15 protein-coding genes are annotated in these 18252 nt (G+C 61.7%); 3 read left to right on the top strand and 12 right to left on the bottom strand.

The window, feature by feature from the left end; genetic code table 11:
- The first annotated feature begins 22 nt into the window (after positions 1-22).
- Positions 23-460: a hypothetical protein gene (locus tag AABM54_RS23965; RefSeq protein WP_347902388.1), complete on the top strand. Its 438-nt coding sequence runs from the start codon at positions 23-25 to the stop codon at positions 458-460.
- Here AABM54_RS23965 and AABM54_RS23960 read toward each other — a convergent pair.
- The 7 genes from AABM54_RS23960 to AABM54_RS23930 all read right to left on the bottom strand — a co-directional run bounded on the left by AABM54_RS23960 (position 438) and on the right by AABM54_RS23930 (position 8814).
- Entirely contained in the window at positions 438-626 is a 189-nt protein-coding gene (locus AABM54_RS23960) for a hypothetical protein (RefSeq protein ID WP_347902387.1), read from the bottom strand. The genes AABM54_RS23965 and AABM54_RS23960 overlap by 23 nt on opposite strands.
- The gene (locus tag AABM54_RS23955) at positions 623-1756 is read right to left on the bottom strand and encodes a PepSY-associated TM helix domain-containing protein (RefSeq protein WP_347902386.1); all 1134 of its coding nucleotides are present in this window, start codon (positions 1754-1756) and stop codon (positions 623-625) included. The genes AABM54_RS23960 and AABM54_RS23955 overlap by 4 nt, the downstream gene beginning before the upstream one ends.
- A gap of 66 nt (positions 1757-1822) precedes the next feature.
- The gene (locus AABM54_RS23950; RefSeq protein WP_347902385.1) at positions 1823-4282 is read right to left on the bottom strand and encodes a TonB-dependent siderophore receptor; all 2460 of its coding nucleotides are present in this window, start codon (positions 4280-4282) and stop codon (positions 1823-1825) included.
- A 147-nt stretch (positions 4283-4429) separates the two neighbouring features.
- Positions 4430-5410 (bottom strand): FecR family protein, encoded by a 981-nt coding sequence (locus tag AABM54_RS23945; RefSeq protein WP_347902384.1) that lies wholly within the window; start codon positions 5408-5410, stop codon positions 4430-4432.
- Positions 5407-5925 carry an RNA polymerase sigma factor gene (locus AABM54_RS23940; RefSeq protein ID WP_347902383.1) on the bottom strand — a complete coding sequence of 173 codons (519 nt, stop codon included), beginning with the start codon at positions 5923-5925 and terminating at the stop codon, positions 5407-5409. Before AABM54_RS23940 ends, AABM54_RS23945 begins: the two co-directional genes overlap by 4 nt.
- A gap of 244 nt (positions 5926-6169) precedes the next feature.
- Positions 6170-6877 (bottom strand): exonuclease domain-containing protein, encoded by a 708-nt coding sequence (locus tag AABM54_RS23935; protein WP_347902382.1) that lies wholly within the window; start codon positions 6875-6877, stop codon positions 6170-6172.
- A complete protein-coding gene (locus tag AABM54_RS23930; protein ID WP_347902381.1) occupies positions 6874-8814 on the bottom strand; it encodes a putative nucleotidyltransferase substrate binding domain-containing protein in 1941 nt (646 codons plus the stop codon). Before AABM54_RS23930 ends, AABM54_RS23935 begins: the two co-directional genes overlap by 4 nt.
- A gap of 249 nt (positions 8815-9063) precedes the next feature.
- Between AABM54_RS23930 and AABM54_RS23925 the strand changes: the two genes are divergently transcribed.
- Positions 9064-9504, top strand: coding sequence for a response regulator (locus AABM54_RS23925; protein ID WP_347902380.1), 441 nt, complete (start codon positions 9064-9066; stop codon positions 9502-9504).
- A 79-nt stretch (positions 9505-9583) separates the two neighbouring features.
- Here AABM54_RS23925 and AABM54_RS23920 read toward each other — a convergent pair whose 3' ends face one another.
- Positions 9584-11773 carry a malate synthase G gene (locus AABM54_RS23920; protein ID WP_347902379.1) on the bottom strand — a complete coding sequence of 730 codons (2190 nt, stop codon included), beginning with the start codon at positions 11771-11773 and terminating at the stop codon, positions 9584-9586.
- Positions 11774-12419: 646 nt separating this feature from the next.
- Between AABM54_RS23920 and AABM54_RS23915 the strand changes: the two genes are divergently transcribed.
- Positions 12420-12938, top strand: a complete 519-nt coding sequence (locus AABM54_RS23915; RefSeq protein WP_347902378.1) for a glycine cleavage system protein R — start codon at positions 12420-12422, stop codon at positions 12936-12938.
- Positions 12939-13159: 221 nt separating this feature from the next.
- Here AABM54_RS23915 and rarD read toward each other — a convergent pair whose 3' ends face one another.
- The 4 genes from rarD to AABM54_RS23895 form a co-directional block, all read right to left on the bottom strand.
- The gene (gene rarD, locus AABM54_RS23910) at positions 13160-14047 is read right to left on the bottom strand and encodes an EamA family transporter RarD (RefSeq protein WP_347902377.1); all 888 of its coding nucleotides are present in this window, start codon (positions 14045-14047) and stop codon (positions 13160-13162) included.
- A gap of 187 nt (positions 14048-14234) precedes the next feature.
- Positions 14235-15209 carry a serine/threonine protein kinase gene (locus tag AABM54_RS23905; RefSeq protein WP_347902376.1) on the bottom strand — a complete coding sequence of 325 codons (975 nt, stop codon included), beginning with the start codon at positions 15207-15209 and terminating at the stop codon, positions 14235-14237.
- A 231-nt stretch (positions 15210-15440) separates the two neighbouring features.
- Positions 15441-17342, bottom strand: coding sequence for a PhoX family phosphatase (locus AABM54_RS23900; protein WP_347902375.1), 1902 nt, complete (start codon positions 17340-17342; stop codon positions 15441-15443).
- A 92-nt stretch (positions 17343-17434) separates the two neighbouring features.
- Complete coding sequence (locus AABM54_RS23895) at positions 17435-18205, bottom strand: TOBE domain-containing protein (protein ID WP_347902374.1); 771 nt, start codon at positions 18203-18205, stop codon at positions 17435-17437.
- Positions 18206-18252 lie beyond the last annotated feature (47 nt).

The raw sequence follows: 18252 nt of genomic DNA, 5'->3' as shown, positions 1-18252 counted from the left end.
GCGCCCCTTCAAGGAGCACGTCATGCCAAGGATCTATTTCAAACACTTGCTATTGAGCATTGCGCTGATGGCGCTGGGCTGGCTGGCGGTTTATCTGTGCCTCTACCTCGAACCGCGCCCGGTCAGGCCGCCGGGCGAAGGGGGGGTGACCTTGCTCGTCTTCTCGGGTGTGACGTTGATGCTCAGCTCTGTCGCAGGGGCGATTGCCGTGGCGGGCCTGGGGCTTTTCTGGTGGTTGACCCGCCGTGGGGTGACAGCGCGTTTGCGCCTGATGCTGGTGGTGAGCTATTTACCGCTGCTGGGGATCATCTGGGTGAACCTGCAGTTCAGTTTCTGGCATCTGTCGGACAACCTCTACATGCTGTCGGCGATCTTCATTGAACTGGGCTTCCTGGCCTGCCTGGTGCTGGGCTTCCCCAGAGGCCCGAAAGCGTTCGCTACCGCGCCGGTCTCCGGCTGAGTAATCCGCGCACGCCGAACACGGCCGGCACCCCCAGACCGAGCCAGCTCAAGCCATCCCAAATACCGTCCCCGAGCAGCGCCGCGAACAACCCCGCGGCGCTGAGCAGGGCAATCACGGTGGGAATCGTAAAGACCTTCCAGAAATTCGACTGCCGCGGCCTCATGACGTCGCTCCCTCTTGCGCACTCACCGGTTTGGCGGCGGCCTTGCGACGCACGACCCACAAATACACGCCGCTGCCGAGCACGATGATGGTCAGCCCATCCAGCACCGCCCAGAGGATTTTCATCGGCATGCCGCCGTAATCACCGAAATGCAGCGGTTGTGACATGCCCATGGCGTCCATGTACCACGGCCGTTCGGCGATGGCCGTGACCTGCAAGGTGCTGGCGTCGATCAGGACCGGCGTCAGCAGGTGCGAGGTCAGGTGGGTACTGCCTTTCATGAACACCGCGTAATGGTGTTCGCTGGAGAACCGCGTGCCGGGGAACGCAATGAAGTCCGGCTGCATGTCCGGGGCGACTTCGGCGGCGATGTCGAGCAAACGGCTGGCCGGCGCCAATTGGGTCAGCGGCGGCGCGTCACGGTAGGGTTCGATCATCGCGCTCAGGCTTTCGTTGCGCCACGCCGCGATGATCAGGTCGGCGCAGGCGCTGATCACCCCGGTCACGCCCACTACCAGGGCCCAGGTCAGGGTGACCACGCCGATCAGGTTGTGCAGGTCGAGCCAGCGCAGGCGGGTGGATTTGTCGTGGCGCACGGTGGCGAAGGTCTGCCGACGCATGAACGGCAGGTAGAGCACCGTTCCGGAAACAATCGCGACCACAAACAAAATCCCCATGAACGCCAGCAGCAGTTTGCCCGCCAGCCCGGCAAACATGTCCACGTGCAGGCGCAGGATGAACAGCATCAGGCCACCGTTCGCCGACGGCACTTCCAGTGCCTCGCCGGTGCGGGCATCGAGCATGAAGGTGTGGGAAGAATTGGGTTCGGTGCCGGCGGTCCTGGCCATGATCGCGATCACGCCGTTCTTGTCGTCCTCATCCCAGGCCAGGTATTGCATGACGTCGCCGGGGCGATGGGCCTCGGCCTTCACGACCAGTTGCTGCAGGTTCAGTTGCGGGGTGTCGGCTGGCATCGTTCGCAGTTGCGGCGCGTCGCCCAGCAGGTGATCGATCTCGTGATGAAAGATCAGCGGCAGGCCGGTCAGCGCCAGCATCAGCAGGAACACCGTGCAGATCAGGCTGGTCCAGGTGTGGACGAAGGACCAGCGGCGGATGGTTTTGCTTTTCATGAATCATCCAGATGCAAAAGGGCCACGGCTGTGCCGTGACCCTTGTTTACCGCAGGGGTGGGTGAATCACCACTTGTAGTTGACGCTGGCCATCACGTTACGACGGTCGCCGTAGTAGCAGTAGAAACCGTCGCAGGTGGACAGGTATTCCTTGTCGAACACGTTGTTGGCGTTGATGGCGACACTGGCACCCTTGAGCGAGTTGTCCAGGCGACCGAGGTCGTAATGCACGGCGGCATCGTAGACGGTGTAGGCGTCGGTATGACCGTCGGACTTCTTGCTGACGTAGCTCAGGTTGCCCGGCGCAATGTTGTCGGTCTCGCCGATGTAACGCACGCCAAAGCCCAGGCCGAAACCCTCCAGTACGCCGGTGTGCCAGGTGTAGTCAGCCCAGACCGATGCCTGGTTTTCCGGGGTCAGTGTCAACGGACGGTTTTTGTCCTGCGGGTCGCCGACCTTGGTCATTTTGCTGTTGGCGTAGGTGTAGGCGGCGGTGAGCTTGAGGTTGTCGGTGACGTTCCCCACGGCTTCCAGTTCAAAACCGCGCACTTGCGCTTCGCCCAGTGGCCGGCTGACGCCAAGGCTGTCGGTCAGCACGATGTTTTTGCGCGTCAGGTCGTACACGGCGGCGGTCAACAGCATGTCGGTGCCGGGCGGTTGGTACTTGATGCCCAGTTCGTATTGCTGGCCGGTGCTCGGTTCGAATGCCTGGCCCTTGGCGTTGCCGCCACCTTCTGCCTGGAACGACTCGGCGTAGGAGATGTACGGTGTGAAGCCCGAATCAAGGACATAGCTGAGGGCCGCGTTGCCAGTAAACGCGTGGTCGTCGCGAGTGTCGCGCGGGTCATTGGCGATGTTGTAGAACGTGGTGTCGGTGTGCAGCCAGTCCTGACGACCGCCGAGGGTCAGGCGCCAGTTGTCCAGGGCCATCTGGTCCTGGAGGTAGACGCCGGTGCCCTGGCGTTTCTGGTTGTAGTCGTTGTAGGCGAAGTAGTTGACCTTGCTGAAGTCCTGGCCATACACCGGTTTGATGATGTTGCTGGTCGGGGCCTCGCCGAACAGCCATTTGTAATTGGTGTTGACCCGTTGGTGATCCAGGCCCAGCAACAGGGTGTGGGCGATTGCGCCGGTGTTGAAGTCCGCCTGGAAGTGGTTGTCCACGGCGAACTGGCTGATGTCTTCGTCGACGATGTTGGCGCCGCGACGCACGGTGCCGTCATCGCTGACCGCCTGGTCCGGCTTGTTCGGCCAGAAGCTGCCACCCGCGGTAATGCCCTGGAAGGATAGGTCGCTTTTGGTGTAGCGCAGGTTCTGACGGAACTGCCAAACATCGTTCAGGCGATGTTCGAAGGCATAACCGAGCGCGTAATAGGTCTTGTCGTAGAACTCCCAGCTCGGGTCGCCGAGGTTCTTGTGGTACTTCACTTCGCCGGCCGGTGTCGACAGCTTGGTGCCTTGCAACGGCAGGAACTGGCTGGTGATGCCGGTATCGTCGCGATTGAACTGGCTGAGGAACGTCAGCTTGGTGTCTTCGTCGATGTTCCAGGTCAGGCTCGGCGCGATGTTGTAGCGTTTGTCTTCGTTGTGGTCGATGGCGGTGTTGCTGTCGCGGACCACGCCGCTGACGCGGTACAGGAACTGGCCTTCATCATCGATGGGGCCGGTGCTGTCGAAACTGATTTGCTTGCGCTGGTAGCTGCCGACCTGCACTTGCACTTCATGGCCGCTGATGGCTTCCGGGCGACGGCTGACCATGTCCAGCAAGCCGCCGGGCGGGGTTTGGCCGTAGACCGACGACGCCGGGCCACGCAGCAGTGCCACGCGTTCCAGGTCCCAGGTTTCGAGCTTGGGCATGGTGTAGGTGCCCTTGGGTAGCGGCAACCCGTCGAGGAACTGGGTCGGTTCAAAGCCGCGTACTTTCAGCCATTCGGCGCGGCTGTCGCTGCCGTAGCTGCTGGCGACCACGCCGGGCATGTAGCGCACGGCGTCGTCGAGGTTCTGCACGGCGCGGTCATTCATCTGCTCGCGGGTGGCGATTGAAATCGAACGCGGCACTTCACGCAGCGCGGTATCGGTCTTGGTCCCGGAAGCGGTGCGGGTGGCGACGTAGCCGTCCACCGGCCCCCAGGCGCTTTCGCTGTTTTCCTGACCCAGGATGCTGGTGGCCGGCAGGGCCAACGCGCCCTCGGGCACGGCGACCAGGCTGAAGGTGCCGGCACTGCTTTGTTCCAGTTGCAGGCCGGTGCCATGCAGTGCTTCACGCAGGGCGCCGGCGGCGTCGAACTGGCCGTTGACTGGCGCCGAGGTTTTGCCCGAGGCCAGCGACGGGTTGAGGCTCAGGGCGAGGCCGGCCTGGCTGGCGATCTGGTTCAGGGTGCTGGCCAACGGGGCGGCCGGCAGGTTGTAGGCGCGCACGCTGGACGCCTGTTCGGCGGCGATCAGCGGGCTGCTGGCCAGCGGGGTGCACAGGGCAATGGCCACAGCCAACAGGCTGGGGCGCAACAAGGTGTCTAGCGAGCGGGACATACGACGGCTCCGAATGAAAGTATTTCTCAATTGCCTAGGTGCCGGACGAGATTCGAAAAGTGATAGGGCAAGATGAAAATAATTTCGATTCAGTAAAGAACGGTTACAGATTGCAGGTTTTTGGCGGCTTATCAGACGCCGCAGGACTCAGGGTTTTGTATTGGCCTTCGCCACCACCGTCACCCACCACGGCGTGTGCTGTTCGATCTGCACGGGCAGGGTCGGCAGCAGGGCGGTCAGGGCCAGGTCAGTGTTGTTCAGCGGAAAGCTGCCGGTGATCCGCAGGTCAGCAATCTCCGGCGCCACGCCCAGATACCCGCGCCGGTAGCGACCCAGTTCATGCACCAGGTCTTCCAGCCGCGCGTTGTCCACCACCAGCATGCCGCGTGTCCAGGCATCGGCGCCGGTGTTCAGCGCCTGCATCGGGCCAAGGCCGTTGCCGCGCATCAGCACCTGCTGGCCTTCGTGGAGAATCTGTTCGTCGGGGCTGCCTTGCGGGCGTGCCGCCACCGCCGACTTGAGCACGCCGAGGCGCGTGCCGTCGTCCTCGCGTTTGACCAGGAACCGCGTCCCGAGCGCACGCATCTGACCGTCGCGGGTTTCGACGATGAATGGTCGGGTGTCGTTGTGGCCGGTCTCGATAAGGATTTCGCCTTCTTGCAGAACGATTCGCCGCTGCTTTTCATCAAACCGCACATCCAGCGCACTGTGGGTGTTCAGGTTGATGACCGTGCCGTCGGCCAGGTGCAGGGTGCGTTGTTCGCCGGTGGCGGTGCGTTGATCGGCCAGCCAGTAATCGAGCGGCATGTAGCGGTCGCCGACGAACAACGCGAGCCCGACTACCAGCAGCACGCTGGCGACTCCGCTGCCCAGTTTGCGGACCTGTCGGCGAATGCCTTCGCGAGACTGCAACAACGCCGTGCGGGCTGGCCCGTTGGCGACACTGAAGCGTTGATCGAGCATGCCCAGTTGCCGCCAGGCACGGGCGTGTTCTTCATCGGCGGCGTGCCATTTGGCGAACTCTTCGCGCTCCACCGGGCTACCGCTGCCGGCGTCCAGCGACAATTGCCAGGCGATAGCGGCATCGAGCACCCGTGCCGAGACCGGTTTCGAGCTGACCTGATTCATAGCGGTTCGCCGTACAGCGCCACGTAACACTGGCGAATGCCTTGCGCCAGGTACTGCCGCACGCGAGGCACGGAGACACCGAGGCGTTCGGCGATCTCGGCGTGGCCGAGGCCGTCGAGGCGGTTATAGAGGAACGCTGCACGGGCCTTGCTCGAGAGTTTGCCGAGCAGACGGTCGATGGCCTTGAGGTCTTCGAGGATCAGTTGCTGCTCTTCGATGGAAGGGTGTTGCGCTTCCGGAGTCAACATCAGTTCGGTGAGGTAGGCCTGTTCCAGCGCGGCGCGGCGGAAATAGTCGAACAACAGCCCCTTGGCGATGGCCACCAGAAACGCCCGGGGTTCGCGGGGTTCCTTCAGTTCGTCACGCCCCAGCAAGCGCACGAAGGTGTCCTGGCTCAGGTCTTCGGCCCGCGACGGGCACGCCACATTGCGCCGCAACCAGGCCAGCAGCCAGCCGCGATGGTCGCGATACAACGCACCAACGAGCTCACTGTGAGGGCTTTGGACTGACGACAAGGGGCTTCACCGAATAGACGTTTAAACTAACGAGAATTATTCGCGATTGTGTCAGAGGCCATGGATGGGCGCAATTGGCGTTGGTCGGGTGGTTTTGGCTCGGGGGCGACCTGTAGGGCCGAGTTATCGTTTTCGCGGGCAAGCCACGCTCCCACAGTTTCTAAGTCGTTCGCGAAATGGGTAAACGACTCAATACCTGTGGGAGCGGGCTTGCCCGCGAAGGCGTTAGAGCAGGTGCCAGGGATCAGAAGGAAGGCACCCGCTGTCTGCGTTTCCACTGACTCAACCGCTGTTGCAGGTTCAACGGGCTGTGAATCTGCTGCGCGCGCGCGCGGCTGAACAGGATCAAGGCCAGCTCCGCGGTGGCCAAGGCGTCGGCACTGGCGTTATGGCGATCGAAGACCTGCAACTTGAACCAGTCGACCCAGTCATCCAGCCCGGCTTCACGGATGTGTGCCTGCGGGCACAACAGCGGCGCCATGTCGGCGACGTCGAGAAACGGGTGCTGCAAGCGGTAACCCAGGCTGTCCTTCAAGGCGCGCCCGAGCATGTGCTGATCGAACGGCGCATGAAACGCCAGCACCGGGCTGTCGCCGACGAACTCCATGAAATCGAGCAACGCTTCCAGCGGATCACAACCGGCGGCAATCGCACTCGGCCCCAGCTCATGCAGCAACACGCTGGGCCCCAGTTTGTGTTCGCTGCGATACAAGGTCCGCTCGAACTGTTGGCTGAAATCGATGGCACCGTCCTCGATCACCACCGCGCCGATGGACAGCACCACGTCTTTATTCAGGTTCAACCCGGTGGTTTCCAGGTCAAGCACCACCCAGCGCTGCTCGCGCAGGCTGCATTCGCTCAGGCTGGGCGCTGGCGGCAGCCGTTCCAGACGGTGTTGCTGCTCGCGGCTCAAGGTCGGCGCGGCCGGGCGCAGCCAGGAAAACAGGTTCATAGCTGATACCGCAGGGTCAGGCTGCTTTGCAGGCGTTGGGCCTGACGCAGGGATTCACGCAAAATCCGTCGGTCCAGGTGATTGAGGCTGTCAGGATCGACCCGGTTGGAGTAGGGCAGGTTCTCGCGGGTCTGTCGCTGATGTTGCTGCATACGGGTTTGCTGGATGAAGTGGTAGGCCTCTTCATACGCCGCGCCGTCCAGGCGTTCGATAACGTCTTTGTCCACCAGTTGGCGCAAGCGCTCCAGGGTGTTGTTGGCATCGATGCCATTGGCCAGCGCAAGCAGCCGGGCGCCATCGACGAAGGGCGTGAGGCCCTGGACTTTCAGGTCGAGGGTGGCTTTCTCGCCGTTCTTTTTCGCCAGCACGAACTCGCGGAAGCGTCCCACGGGTGGGCGCTGGCGCAAGGCATTCTCAGCGAGCATGCGCTGGAACAGTCGGTTGTCGGCGACCTGATCAAGGACCCCGCGTCGCAACTGCGCGCAGCTGTGTTCATCGCCCCAGACCACCCGCAGGTCGAAATAGATGCTGGAGGCCAGCAGGTTTTCCGGCGTGGCCTCGCGGATAAACGCGGCGAAACGCCGGGCCCATTCGGCGCGGGACAAACACAGCTCGGGGTTGCCGGCCATGATGTTGCCCTTGCACAAGGTGAAGCCGCAAAGCACCAGGCTCTGGTTGATCTGTTGGGCGATGGGCAATAGCTTGCTGCGAATCTCGGCGGCGTGGGCCGCGTCCTGCGCGTCGAAAAGGATGCCGTTGTCCTGATCGGTGTGCAGCGTTTGTTCGCGGCGACCTTCGCTGCCAAAGCACAACCAGCTGAACGGCACGCCGGGGTCGCCGCGCTCGGCGAGGGTCAGTTCGATCACTCGGCACACGGTGTGGTCGTTGAGCAGTGTGATGATGTGGGTGATCTGCGTCGAAGAGGCGCCGTGGGCCAGCATGCGCTCCACCAGTTGACCGATCTCGCCCCGTAGCGCGACCAGGTTTTCCACGCGCGGTGCATTGCGGATGGTACGAGCCAGGTGCACCAGGTCGACCCGTTGCAGGGAAAACAGATCACGCTCGGACACCACGCCACACAGCCGCTGGTCTTTCACCAGGCAAACGTGGGCGATGTGCCGTTCGGTCATGGCAATGGCCGCGTCGAATGCGCTGTGGTCCGGCGTCAGGGAAAACGGCGCCTGGGTCATGTGGTGTTCGATGGCCTGGTTGAAGTCGCTGGTGCCGTCGGCGACTACCTGACGCAAATCGCGCAGGGTAAAAATGCCGATGGGGGCCTTGTGCTCATCGACCACCACGATGCTGCCCACTTGTTGCTCGTGCATCTGGGTCACCGCTTCGCGCAGCGGGGTCGTCGGGCGACAGGTTACCGGGTGGCGCATGGCCAATTCACCGAGCCGGGTGTTGAGCGAGTACTGGGTGCCGAGGGATTCCACGGCTTTTTGCTGCACTTGCTGATTGACCTGATCCAGCAAACTGCTGACGCCGCGCAGGGCAAAGTCGCGAAAGGCGTTGGACAGCGCAAACAGTTTGATGAACGCCAGCTTGTTCAACTGGAGGCAGAAAGTGTCTTCGGCCGCCAGGTGTTCGGTGCGCGTGGCGCGCTCACCCAGCAGCGCGGCCAGCGGAAAACATTCACCGGTGGCGATTTCAAAGGTGGTTTCGGTGCCACCCTTGGCGGTGTGCGGGCGTTCACCCACGACCCGGCCTTGCTTGACGATGTAGAAGTGTTCCACTGGACCGTCGGCGGGTTTGATGATGCTCTCGCCCGGGCTATAGAAACGCAGCTGGCATTGTTCGACCAGGTAGACCAGGTGCGCGTTTTCCATCTGGTTGAACGGCGGGAAACGCTGAAGAAACTGCAAGGTGCCCTGGATGTTCTGCAACACCGCGGTTTTCCCGGCCTGGGTGAATGCGTCCGTTTTGCTCATAACCATTACCGCAGTCTTTTTGAATTGTTGTTGTCGGATCATCAGCTATGGTCAGCCTGTACGTGCAGCGTGCCCATTGGACGTAAGTCTAGGTGGCCGAGTGCCAGTCGCGATTTCGGAAATGCCCTACGCAGTAACTGCGTAAACCGCGTGCTGACCTCTTGGAAAACTATCGGACGACGTGCACATTTAAGCGCTGCTCAGTGATGTCTGATGGTTGTGCCAAGGGATTGAACCGAACATGTAGAGAAGCTTATGTCCGAGCACGATATTTTGAGCGAAGCCGAGCGTGAGGCGCTGCATGCGATCATGCATGAACCGGATCTACCGCCGCAGCGAGTATTGATCGTTGACGATGACAAGGATGCGCGGGAGCTGTTGTCCGAAGTGCTTGCCCTGGAAGGCATCCGCTGCATGACCGCCGCCAGCGGCGAGACCGCGCTCAAGCTGTTGGACTCGAACAAGTCGATTGGCCTGATCATCACCGACCTGCGCATGCACCGCCTCAGTGGCCTGGAACTGGTGCGCGAGGTGCGCGAATCCGTGCGGGCAGCGTTGCCGATCATCATGGTTTCCGGCGACGCCGAGGCGTGTGACGTTATCGCCGCCATGCATTTGAACGTGGTGGATTTCCTGCTCAAGCCCATCGACACCGACAAGCTGTTGGCATTGGTCAAGCATGAACTGGGGATCTGAGCTGTCACCCACGTGTGCAAAAATGAAAAAGCCCTGATCTTTCGACCAGGGCTTTTTCTTGTCCGGCGCTAGCGCTGGCTCACAGGCCGTTTTTGGCCTTGAACTCGCGGCGGCGACGGTGCAGGACCGGCTCGGTGTAGCCGTTGGGTTGTTTCGTGCCTTCGATCACCAGTTCGACGGCTGCCTGGAAGGCGATGTTGCTGTCGAAGTCCGGTGCCAGCGGACGGTACAACGCGTCGTTGGCATTCTGGCGGTCAACCACCGGCGCCATGCGCTTGAGGCTTTCGAGCACCTGATCCTGGGTCACGATGCCATGACGCAGCCAGTTGGCGATGTGCTGGCTGGAAATCCGCAGGGTGGCGCGGTCTTCCATCAGGCCGATGTCATTGATATCCGGCACTTTCGAACAGCCCACGCCCTGATCGATCCAGCGCACCACGTAGCCAAGGATGCCCTGGGCGTTATTGTCCAGCTCGTTCTTGATCTGTTCTGCGGTCCACTGCGGGTTGACTGCCAGCGGAATCGTCAGGATGTCGTCCACCGAAGCACGAGCGCGCTTGGCCAGTTCGGCCTGACGGGCGAACACGTCAACCTTGTGGTAGTGCAGCGCGTGCAGCGCAGCGGCGGTTGGCGACGGGACCCACGCAGTATTGGCGCCGGCCAGCGGGTGAGCGATTTTCTGCTCAAGCATCGCGGCCATCAGGTCGGGCATGGCCCACATGCCTTTACCGATTTGCGCACGACCTTGCAGGCCGGTACTCAAACCGATGTCGACGTTCCAGTTCTCATAGGCGCCGATCCACTTTTCAGCCTTCATGTCGGCCTTGCGCACCATCGCGCCGGCTTCCATGGAGGTGTGGATTTCGTCGCCCGTGCGGTCGAGGAAACCGGTGTTGATGAACACCACGCGCTCGCTGGCCGCTTTGATGCAGGCCTTGAGGTTGACGGTCGTGCGCCGCTCTTCGTCCATGATGCCGACTTTGAGGGTGTTGCGCGGCAGCCCAAGAACGTCTTCGATGCGCCCGAACAGTTCGTTGGTGAACGCGGCTTCTTCGGGGCCGTGCATCTTCGGTTTAACGATATAGACCGAACCGCTACGGCTGTTTTTGCGCGAGGTGTTGCCGTTGAGGCTGTGGATCGCCGCGAGGCTGGTAATCAGGCCGTCGAGGATACCTTCCGGCACTTCATTGCCATGGCTGTCGAGGATCGCGTCGATGGTCATCAGGTGACCCACGTTGCGCACGAACAACAACGAGCGGCCGTGCAGGCTCAGCTCGCGACCATCGACGCCGGTGTAGGTGCGGTCGGCGTTCATGGTGCGGGTAAAGGTCTTGCCGCCCTTGGAGACTTCTTCCGACAGGTCGCCCTTCATCAGGCCAAGCCAGTTGCGGTAGATCACCACTTTGTCGTCGGCATCGACGGCGGCAACCGAGTCTTCGCAGTCCATGATGGTGGTCAGTGCGGCCTCCATCAGTACGTCTTTGACGCCGGCGGCGTCGGTCTGGCCGACCGGGGTGCTGGCATCGATCTGGATTTCGAAGTGCAGGCCATTGCTTTTCAGCAAAATGGCCGTCGGTGCTGCGGCATCGCCGTGGAAACCAATCAGTTGAGCGTCATTGAGCAGGCCGACCTTGTTGCCAGCCTTGAGGCTGACCACCAGTTTGCCGCCAACGATGGAGTAACCGGTGGAGTCGACGTGGGAGCCGGTTGCCAAAGGCACGGCTTCGTCGAGGAAAGCACGGGCGAAGGCAATCACCTTGTCGCCGCGAACCTTGTTGTAGCCTTTGCCTTTTTCCGCGCCGTCAGCCTCACTGATGGCGTCGGTGCCGTAGAGCGCGTCGTACAGCGAGCCCCAGCGGGCGTTCGAGGCGTTGAGGGCGAAGCGGGCATTCATCACCGGGACCACAAGTTGTGGGCCGGCCATGCGGGCGATTTCGTCGTCGACGTTTTGCGTCGTGGCCTGGAAATCGGCCGCTTCTGGCAGCAGATAACCGATGTCTTGCAGGAAGGCTTTGTAGGCCACGGCGTCATGCGCCTGGGCTGTCCCAAGCGCTCGGCGGGATTGGTGCCAGGCATCGATGCGCGCCTGGAAGTCGTCGCGTTTGGCGAGTAGGGCTTTGTTCTTCGGCGCCAGGTCGTGAATGACCTTGTCGGCACCGGCCCAGAACTTGTCGGCGGTGAGGCCGGTACCGGGAATGGCTTCGTTGTTCACGAAGTCGAACAGGACTTTGGCGACCTGCAGGCCACCGACTTGAACGTGTTCAGTCATTGCTTGCCTCACTCTGCTCAGCTATTTCGCTTTTCAGCTCTTCAAATTGACAATGAAGCCTCTGGCCATTTAAACCACAAACCCCTGCACCAGTACATGCCATCACTGGCGGCTGGGTGGTTCCAATCAACGGCCCGGAGCCTTGCTGACGGGGATTTGGGGGTCGTGACGGCGCCTTGGCAGACATCGATCCAACGTTATGTAGTGCGCGCTGCGGCATACTACATGATGAATTGCGGTTGTGAAAATTAGACTAATTACGTCGTTTAGCGACCCGGCAACGCTATTCGGTCACGCCGGGGAACGGGATGTTCTCAAAAAACTATTAGATTGTTCCAGTTAAATATAAAAACTTGTACACATAATCTTCGGTGTACTGCTATGGGGCCTGAATGTGTTGGCTATGGAATTCAGTTCGTAGGGCTTGTCTGTGGCGAGGGAGCTTGTCGGATCGCCGCACCGTCCCGCTCGGCTGCGAAGCAGTCGCAAAATCAGCGAATGCGTTCTGTCTGAATATTTGAAGGGGCCGCTTTGCGCCCCAACGGGAGCAAGCTCCCTCGCCACACAAAAGCAGTGCCGCGCTGAATTTAGTCCCTTGCCTATACTTGCCTATCTATAACAAAAGTCATGACAAGAGGGCTGCGCCATGGACCACCTCGTACTCACCGTATTCGCCCCGGACAAGGCTGGCCAAGTCGAACGCATCGCTCAATGTATAGCCGAACATGGCGGCAACTGGCTGGAAAGTCGCATGTCGCGGATGGCCGGGCAGTTTGCCGGGATCCTGCGGGTTGGCGTGCCGGCCGAGGCCTATGATGAATTGGTAGACGCCCTGCAGGCGCTGTCCGCCCAGGGCATTCGCGTATTGATCGCTGAAGGTGGCATCGAGCAGTCCTGCACCTGGAAGCCGATCGCCATGGAGCTGGTGGGCAACGACCGTCCGGGGATCGTGCGCGACATCACCCGATTACTGAGTGAGCAAGGCGTCAACCTCGAGCGGCTGGTAACGGACGTACGGCCAGCGCCGATGAGCAGCGAGCCGCTGTTCCACGCCGAAGCGATTCTTGCCGTGCCACTGACCCTGTCGCTGGACGTGTTGCAGTCACGGCTGGAAACCCTGGCCGATGACCTGATGGTGGAGTTGGTGCTGCGCAGCGACCCGTAAGCGGGGAAAGGTTATCCCGATAAAACGTGCACCTGCCTGTGGATAACCTGTAGAGACTCGTCGCCAGGCCACGCCGTCCGGGGTTCTTCAGCGATTGATCAAAAAACCGGCAATTTCAAGGGCTTGTGCACAAACGGCGGGGATCACGCTGTGGATAACCTTGGGAAGGATGCTTGCAGGCCACGATGGCCGTGGCCTGCAAGGTTTTGTGCGTTTTTTGATCAGCTGCGGCGGCGCAAACTTATCCAGGCGTCGACGCTGTAAACCGCCAGGCCAGCCCAGATAAACATGAAGGCCACCAGGGTGCTGGACGACAGGTGTTCACCAAACAACAGCACGGCTTGCAGCAGCACCAGGGTCGGCGCCAGGTATTGCAGGAAGCCGATGGTGGTGTAGGGCAAATGCCGTGTAGCGGCGTTGAAACACACCAAAGGCACCAGCGTTACCGGGCCGGCGGCCACCAGCCACCAGGCTTGGGACGAGGTCCAGAATTCGGCTTGTGCGCTGCTCGCGGTCGGGTTGAACAGCAACCAGGCGACGGCAATCGGCACCAGCATCCAGGTTTCCACCACCAGCCCCGGCAGTGCCTTGACTGGCGCCTGTTTGCGGATCAGCCCGTAGAAACCGAAGGTCAACGCCAGCACCAGCGACACCCACGGCAGGCTGCCGACCTGCCAGACCTGTTGCGCCACACCGATGGCGGCCAGCCCGACGGCCACCCACTGCATGCGTCGCAACCGTTCGCCGAGAATCAGCATCCCGAGCAACACGTTCACCAGCGGGTTGATGTAGTAACCGAGGCTGGCTTCGAGCATGCGCCCGTTGTTCACCGACCAGACGTACGTCAGCCAGTTGGCCGCGATCAGCGTGCCGCTCAGGGCCAGGATAGCCAGCCGCCGCGGGTTCTCGCGCAGCTCGCGCCACCAGCCCGGATGCTTCCAGACCATCAGCAGCAACGCGCCGAACAGCGCCGACCACAGCACCCGGTGGATGATGATCTCCACGGCGGGTACGGCGGCGATGGCTTTGAAGTAGATCGGGAACAATCCCCAGATGATGTAGGCACTCAGGCCCAGGATGTACCCGCGACGCGGGTTGGCAGCTTGCATGCAGAATCCTTGCTTAGGCAGCTAACAAAGAGGGGATTGTAAGGAGATTTTTCGGAACTTGTCGCGAACCTTGTGGGGGCGAGCCGGGCGGCGTTCCGATGCTCGCGCTGGCATCACCGCGGTCATCCAGATACACGGCGGTGTTCGCATCGCGAGCAGGCTCACTCCCACATTGGATCTGTGTGTGTCAGAACAGCTTCAATGGTTCTTCATTGAGCGCTGAAAGCTGTTCGCGCAACGCCAGCACTTGGTCGCCCCAATACCGTTCGGTGCCGAACCACGGGAAGCTGCGGGGGAACGCCGGGTCATCCCAGCGTCGGGCCAGCCAGGCGCTGTAGTGCATCAGGCGCAGGGCGCGCAACGGTTCGATCAGCGCCAGTTCGCGTGGGTCGAAGTCGTGGAACTCGCTGTAGCCGTCCATCAGTTCCGACAGTTGACCCAGGCATTCCTGACGATCACCGGCGAGCATCATCCACACATCCTGCACCGCAGGGCCCATGCGGCAGTCGTCCAGGTCGACGATGTGGAACATCTCGTCGCGGCACATCATGTTGCCGGGGTGGCAATCGCCGTGCATGCGGATGTTCTGGTGCGGGGTGACGCTGTAAACCTCTTCCACCCGCTTGAGCAGGTCGCGGGCGACCGACTCGTAGGCTGGCAGCAGGCTGCGCGGGATGAAGTTGCCTTCCAGCAGGGTGGTCAGCGAATCGTGGCCGAAGTTCTTCACGCCCAGCGCTTCGCGGTGCTCGAAGGGCCGGGTGGCACCCACGGCATGCAAGCGTCCGAGCAATTGCCCAAGGCGATAGAGCTGGTCGAGATTGCCTGGCTCCGGCGCGCGGCCGCCCCGGCGTGGGAACAGGGTGAAGCGAAACCCGGCGTGTTCGAACAGGCTTTCGCCGTTGTGGATCATCGGCGCGACCACCGGTACGTCGCACTCGGCGAGTTCGAAGGTGAAGCGGTGTTCTTCGAGGATGGCGTCGTTGGTCCAGCGCTGCGGACGGTAGAACTTGGCGATCAGCGGTTCGCCATCTTCGATGCCGACTTGATAAACACGGTTTTCGTAGCTGTTGAGCGCCAGCACGCGAGCATCACTGAGAAAACCGATGCTTTCGACGGCATCGAGGACCAGGTCGGGGGTAAGTGTTTCAAACGGATGGGACATGCTGACTCCTGCGCGCAGCAGGCTGCCGCGTCCGGCCAAGCATGGTAGCGCAAAGCAGTCTGAATTGATCGTTGTGGCTTGAGCGCATTACCTGTGGCGAGGGAGCTTGCTCCCGTTCGGCCTCGAAGTGGTCGCACAACATTCAACCGAGTTCAGTCAGGCAAACGGCATTTGCCGGACTGTGACCGCTTCGCGCTCAAGCGGGAGCAAGCTCCCTCGCCACAGTAGGAGTCAGGCGCCGACGATTCCGCCGTCTTCGCGGGTGATGGCCATTACCGAGGAGCGTGGCTTGCCGTTCGGCAGGTGTTCGGGGAATGTCGAGCCGCCGTTTTCACCCGGATGCTGAATCCCGACAAACAAGGTCTTCTGGTCTGGCGAGAAGCTGATGCCGGTGACTTCGCAGCCCACCGGGCCGACCATGAAGCGGCGGATCTCACCGGTGTCGGGGTCGGCGCAGAGCATTTGATTGTTGCCCATGCCCGCGAAATCGCCCGCGTTGCTGGAGTCGCCGTCGGTGAGGATCCACAGCCGGCCGGCCTTGTCGAAGCCCAGGCCGTCGGGGCTGTTGAACATGTTTTGCGGGGTGATGTTCGACGAGCCACCTTTGGGTTTGCCGGCGTGCAGGGTCGGGTTGCCGGCGACCACGAACAGGTCCCAGGCGAATGTTGGCGAGGCATGGTCATCGCGCTCGGTGCGCCAGCGCAGGATCTGGCCGTAGACGTTTTTCTCCCGTGGGTTCGGGCCGCCTACTGGTTGCCCGTCTTCGCCGCGCTTGGCGTTGTTGGTCAGGGTGCAATAGACCTGGCCGTCCTTGGGGCTGACCACGATCCATTCCGGACGGTCCATGCGCGTGGCGCCGACGACGCTGGCGGCCAGGCGTGCGTGGATCAATACCTCGGCCTGATCGGCAAAACCGCTGCTGGCGTCGATGCCGTTTTTGCCGTGGGTCAGCTCGACCCACTGGCCCTGGCCCTTGGGGTGGTCCGGGTTGCTGTCACCGGCGTCGAAGCGCGCGACATACAGCGTGCCGTGGTCCAGCAGATCGCGGTTGGCCTTGGGGTTGCGATGATTGATTTTGTCGCGGCTGATGAACTTGTAGATGAACTCACCACGTTCGTCGTCGCCCATGTACACCACGGCGCGACCGTCGTTGGTCTCGGCCAGCGCAGCGTTTTCATGCTTGAAGCGGCCCAGGGCGGTGCGTTTGACCGGGGTCGATTGCGGGTCGAACGGGTCGATTTCCACGACCCAGCCGTGGCGGTTGAGTTCGTTGGGGTTCTTTGCCAGGTCGAAACGCGGGTCGTGTTGATGCCAGTTGATCTCGCGGCTGGCGGCCGATGCGCCGTAGCGCTTTTGCGCGGCGTCGAATTTCTGTTCGGCGTTGCTGCTGCCGAAGCAGTCGGTGAAGTTTTCTTCACAGGTCAGGTAGGTGCCCCACGGTGTTTTACCGTTGGCGCAGTTCTGGAACGTGCCGAGGACTTTCTTGCCGCGCTTGTCGGCGCTGGTTTTCATCCGTTCATGGCCGGCGGCCGGACCGCTCAGGCGCAACGGCGAATTGCCGTGGATACGGCGGTTGTAGCGCGAGCCCTGGACGAACTGCCACTGGCCGTTTTTACGTTGCACTTCGATCACCGACACGCCTTCGCAGGCCAGTGCCTTGCGCACGTCTTCGGCCGACTGCGGCATGCCGCCGTGAGGGTAGAGGTAGCGGTAGTTGGTGTATTCGTTGTTGATGGCCATCAACGCACGGTCGCGCTCGCCGGGGAACGCAAACAGACTCATGCCGTCGTTGTTGTCGCCAAACTGCACTTCCTGGGCCTGGGCGGTGCCGTTGCCGCTGGGGTCAAAGGCCGGGCCGTTCTTTTGCAGCGGCTGGCCCCAACTGATCAGCACTGAAGAGGTGTAGCCTGCAGGCAGGCTGATGGTGTCGGTGGTGGCTGCCGCAATGCTGCTGAACCCCAGCAGTTTGCTGGTGCCGGCGCTGACGCTGGCGGCCAGCGCGCTGCGGCTGAGCAGGTTGCCGCCCAAAAACATCGCCGCGCCACACAGGGCGCCGGCACTGATAAAGCCGCGACGGCTGAGACCGACGATTTTTTCGAGGTCGGTGGCTTGGTTTTCTTCTAATAGGTTCACATCAGGCTCCCTGCGGGTTTTTGCAGTCACCTTAAAGAGCGTCGATGAAGGAAATGTTGCAGGGGTGTTCGGCGTTGCGTAGCGGCCTTCACTCAGAGCGGCGTACCCAGCAACACATTGGAGGGCGAGAACTGCACCTGTACGGCTTTTTCAGCACTCAAGCCCAGCGTTTTCAGGTGCAGCGGCTCCGCCAGGGCGCACAAGGTCTGACCATTGGGCAGGGCGATTCGCACTTCGCTGGGGCCGTCTTCGGCGTCGAGAATCTCCTCGATGATGCCCTTCAGGCAATTGTGTCCCGGTGTTGCCGATTGATCGGCGGCCAGCAACTCCAGCCAGCCGGCCTTGATCAGCGCCACGACTTCGGTGCCGGTTTCCAGCTCCAGGCGCCGCGTGCTGTCGTGGGTGATCTGCGCCTGGAGGATCAGCCCTTCGGCCAGTTCCAGGCTGATCAGGTCGTTGCGGCCCTGAGTGTCGATGGTCGCGACCTTGCCGTGCAGTTGATTGCGCGCGCTGGTCCTGAGCATCAGGCGCCCGAGCAGGTCGAGGTCGAGGTCGCTGGCGTCTTCGGCGGCTTCCAGCACTTGTGCCTGCAAGGCTTGCAGCCGTTGATAAAGCCGCAGCACGCGTTCGCCTTCGGCCGAGAGCTTCGCGCCACCGCCGCCCTTGCCGCCGACGCTGCGTTCCACCAAGGGTTTTTGCGCCAGGTTGTTCAGTTCATCGATGGCATCCCAGGCCGCTTTGTAGCTCAGCCCCGCGCTTTTCGCCGCACGGGTGATCGAGCCTTGTTCGGCGATGTGTTGCAGCAAGGCAATGCGCTGCGGACGACGGACGATGTGTTGGGACAACAAGGTAGGCAAGGACATGGCAAGGCGCTGCACGCAAGGGTTGATAGGGTTGATAGGGTTGGACG

The sequence above is a fragment of the Pseudomonas purpurea genome (genome assembly GCF_039908635.1).
GTDB classification, from domain to species: domain Bacteria; phylum Pseudomonadota; class Gammaproteobacteria; order Pseudomonadales; family Pseudomonadaceae; genus Aquipseudomonas; species Aquipseudomonas purpurea.
The sequence above is the reverse complement of the archived record's forward strand: the minus strand, read 5'-3'. Positions and strand labels throughout refer to the sequence as shown.

Excerpts from the sequence above, each read along its gene's own strand:
- AABM54_RS23965 (WP_347902388.1), top strand. The coding sequence starts at position 23 with ATGCCAAGGATCTATTTCAAACACTTGCTATTGAGCATTGCGCTGATG.
- AABM54_RS23960 (WP_347902387.1), bottom strand. The coding sequence starts at position 626 with ATGAGGCCGCGGCAGTCGAATTTCTGGAAGGTCTTTACGATTCCCACC.
- AABM54_RS23955 (WP_347902386.1), bottom strand. The coding sequence starts at position 1,756 with ATGAAAAGCAAAACCATCCGCCGCTGGTCCTTCGTCCACACCTGGACC.
- AABM54_RS23950 (WP_347902385.1), bottom strand. The coding sequence starts at position 4,282 with ATGTCCCGCTCGCTAGACACCTTGTTGCGCCCCAGCCTGTTGGCTGTG.
- AABM54_RS23945 (WP_347902384.1), bottom strand. The coding sequence starts at position 5,410 with ATGAATCAGGTCAGCTCGAAACCGGTCTCGGCACGGGTGCTCGATGCC.
- AABM54_RS23935 (WP_347902382.1), bottom strand. The coding sequence starts at position 6,877 with ATGAACCTGTTTTCCTGGCTGCGCCCGGCCGCGCCGACCTTGAGCCGC.
- AABM54_RS23930 (WP_347902381.1), bottom strand. The coding sequence starts at position 8,814 with ATGGTTATGAGCAAAACGGACGCATTCACCCAGGCCGGGAAAACCGCG.
- AABM54_RS23925 (WP_347902380.1), top strand. The coding sequence starts at position 9,064 with ATGTCCGAGCACGATATTTTGAGCGAAGCCGAGCGTGAGGCGCTGCAT.
- AABM54_RS23920 (WP_347902379.1), bottom strand. The coding sequence starts at position 11,773 with ATGACTGAACACGTTCAAGTCGGTGGCCTGCAGGTCGCCAAAGTCCTG.
- AABM54_RS23915 (WP_347902378.1), top strand. The coding sequence starts at position 12,420 with ATGGACCACCTCGTACTCACCGTATTCGCCCCGGACAAGGCTGGCCAA.
- rarD (WP_347902377.1), bottom strand. The coding sequence starts at position 14,047 with ATGCAAGCTGCCAACCCGCGTCGCGGGTACATCCTGGGCCTGAGTGCC.
- AABM54_RS23905 (WP_347902376.1), bottom strand. The coding sequence starts at position 15,209 with ATGTCCCATCCGTTTGAAACACTTACCCCCGACCTGGTCCTCGATGCC.
- AABM54_RS23895 (WP_347902374.1), bottom strand. The coding sequence starts at position 18,205 with ATGTCCTTGCCTACCTTGTTGTCCCAACACATCGTCCGTCGTCCGCAG.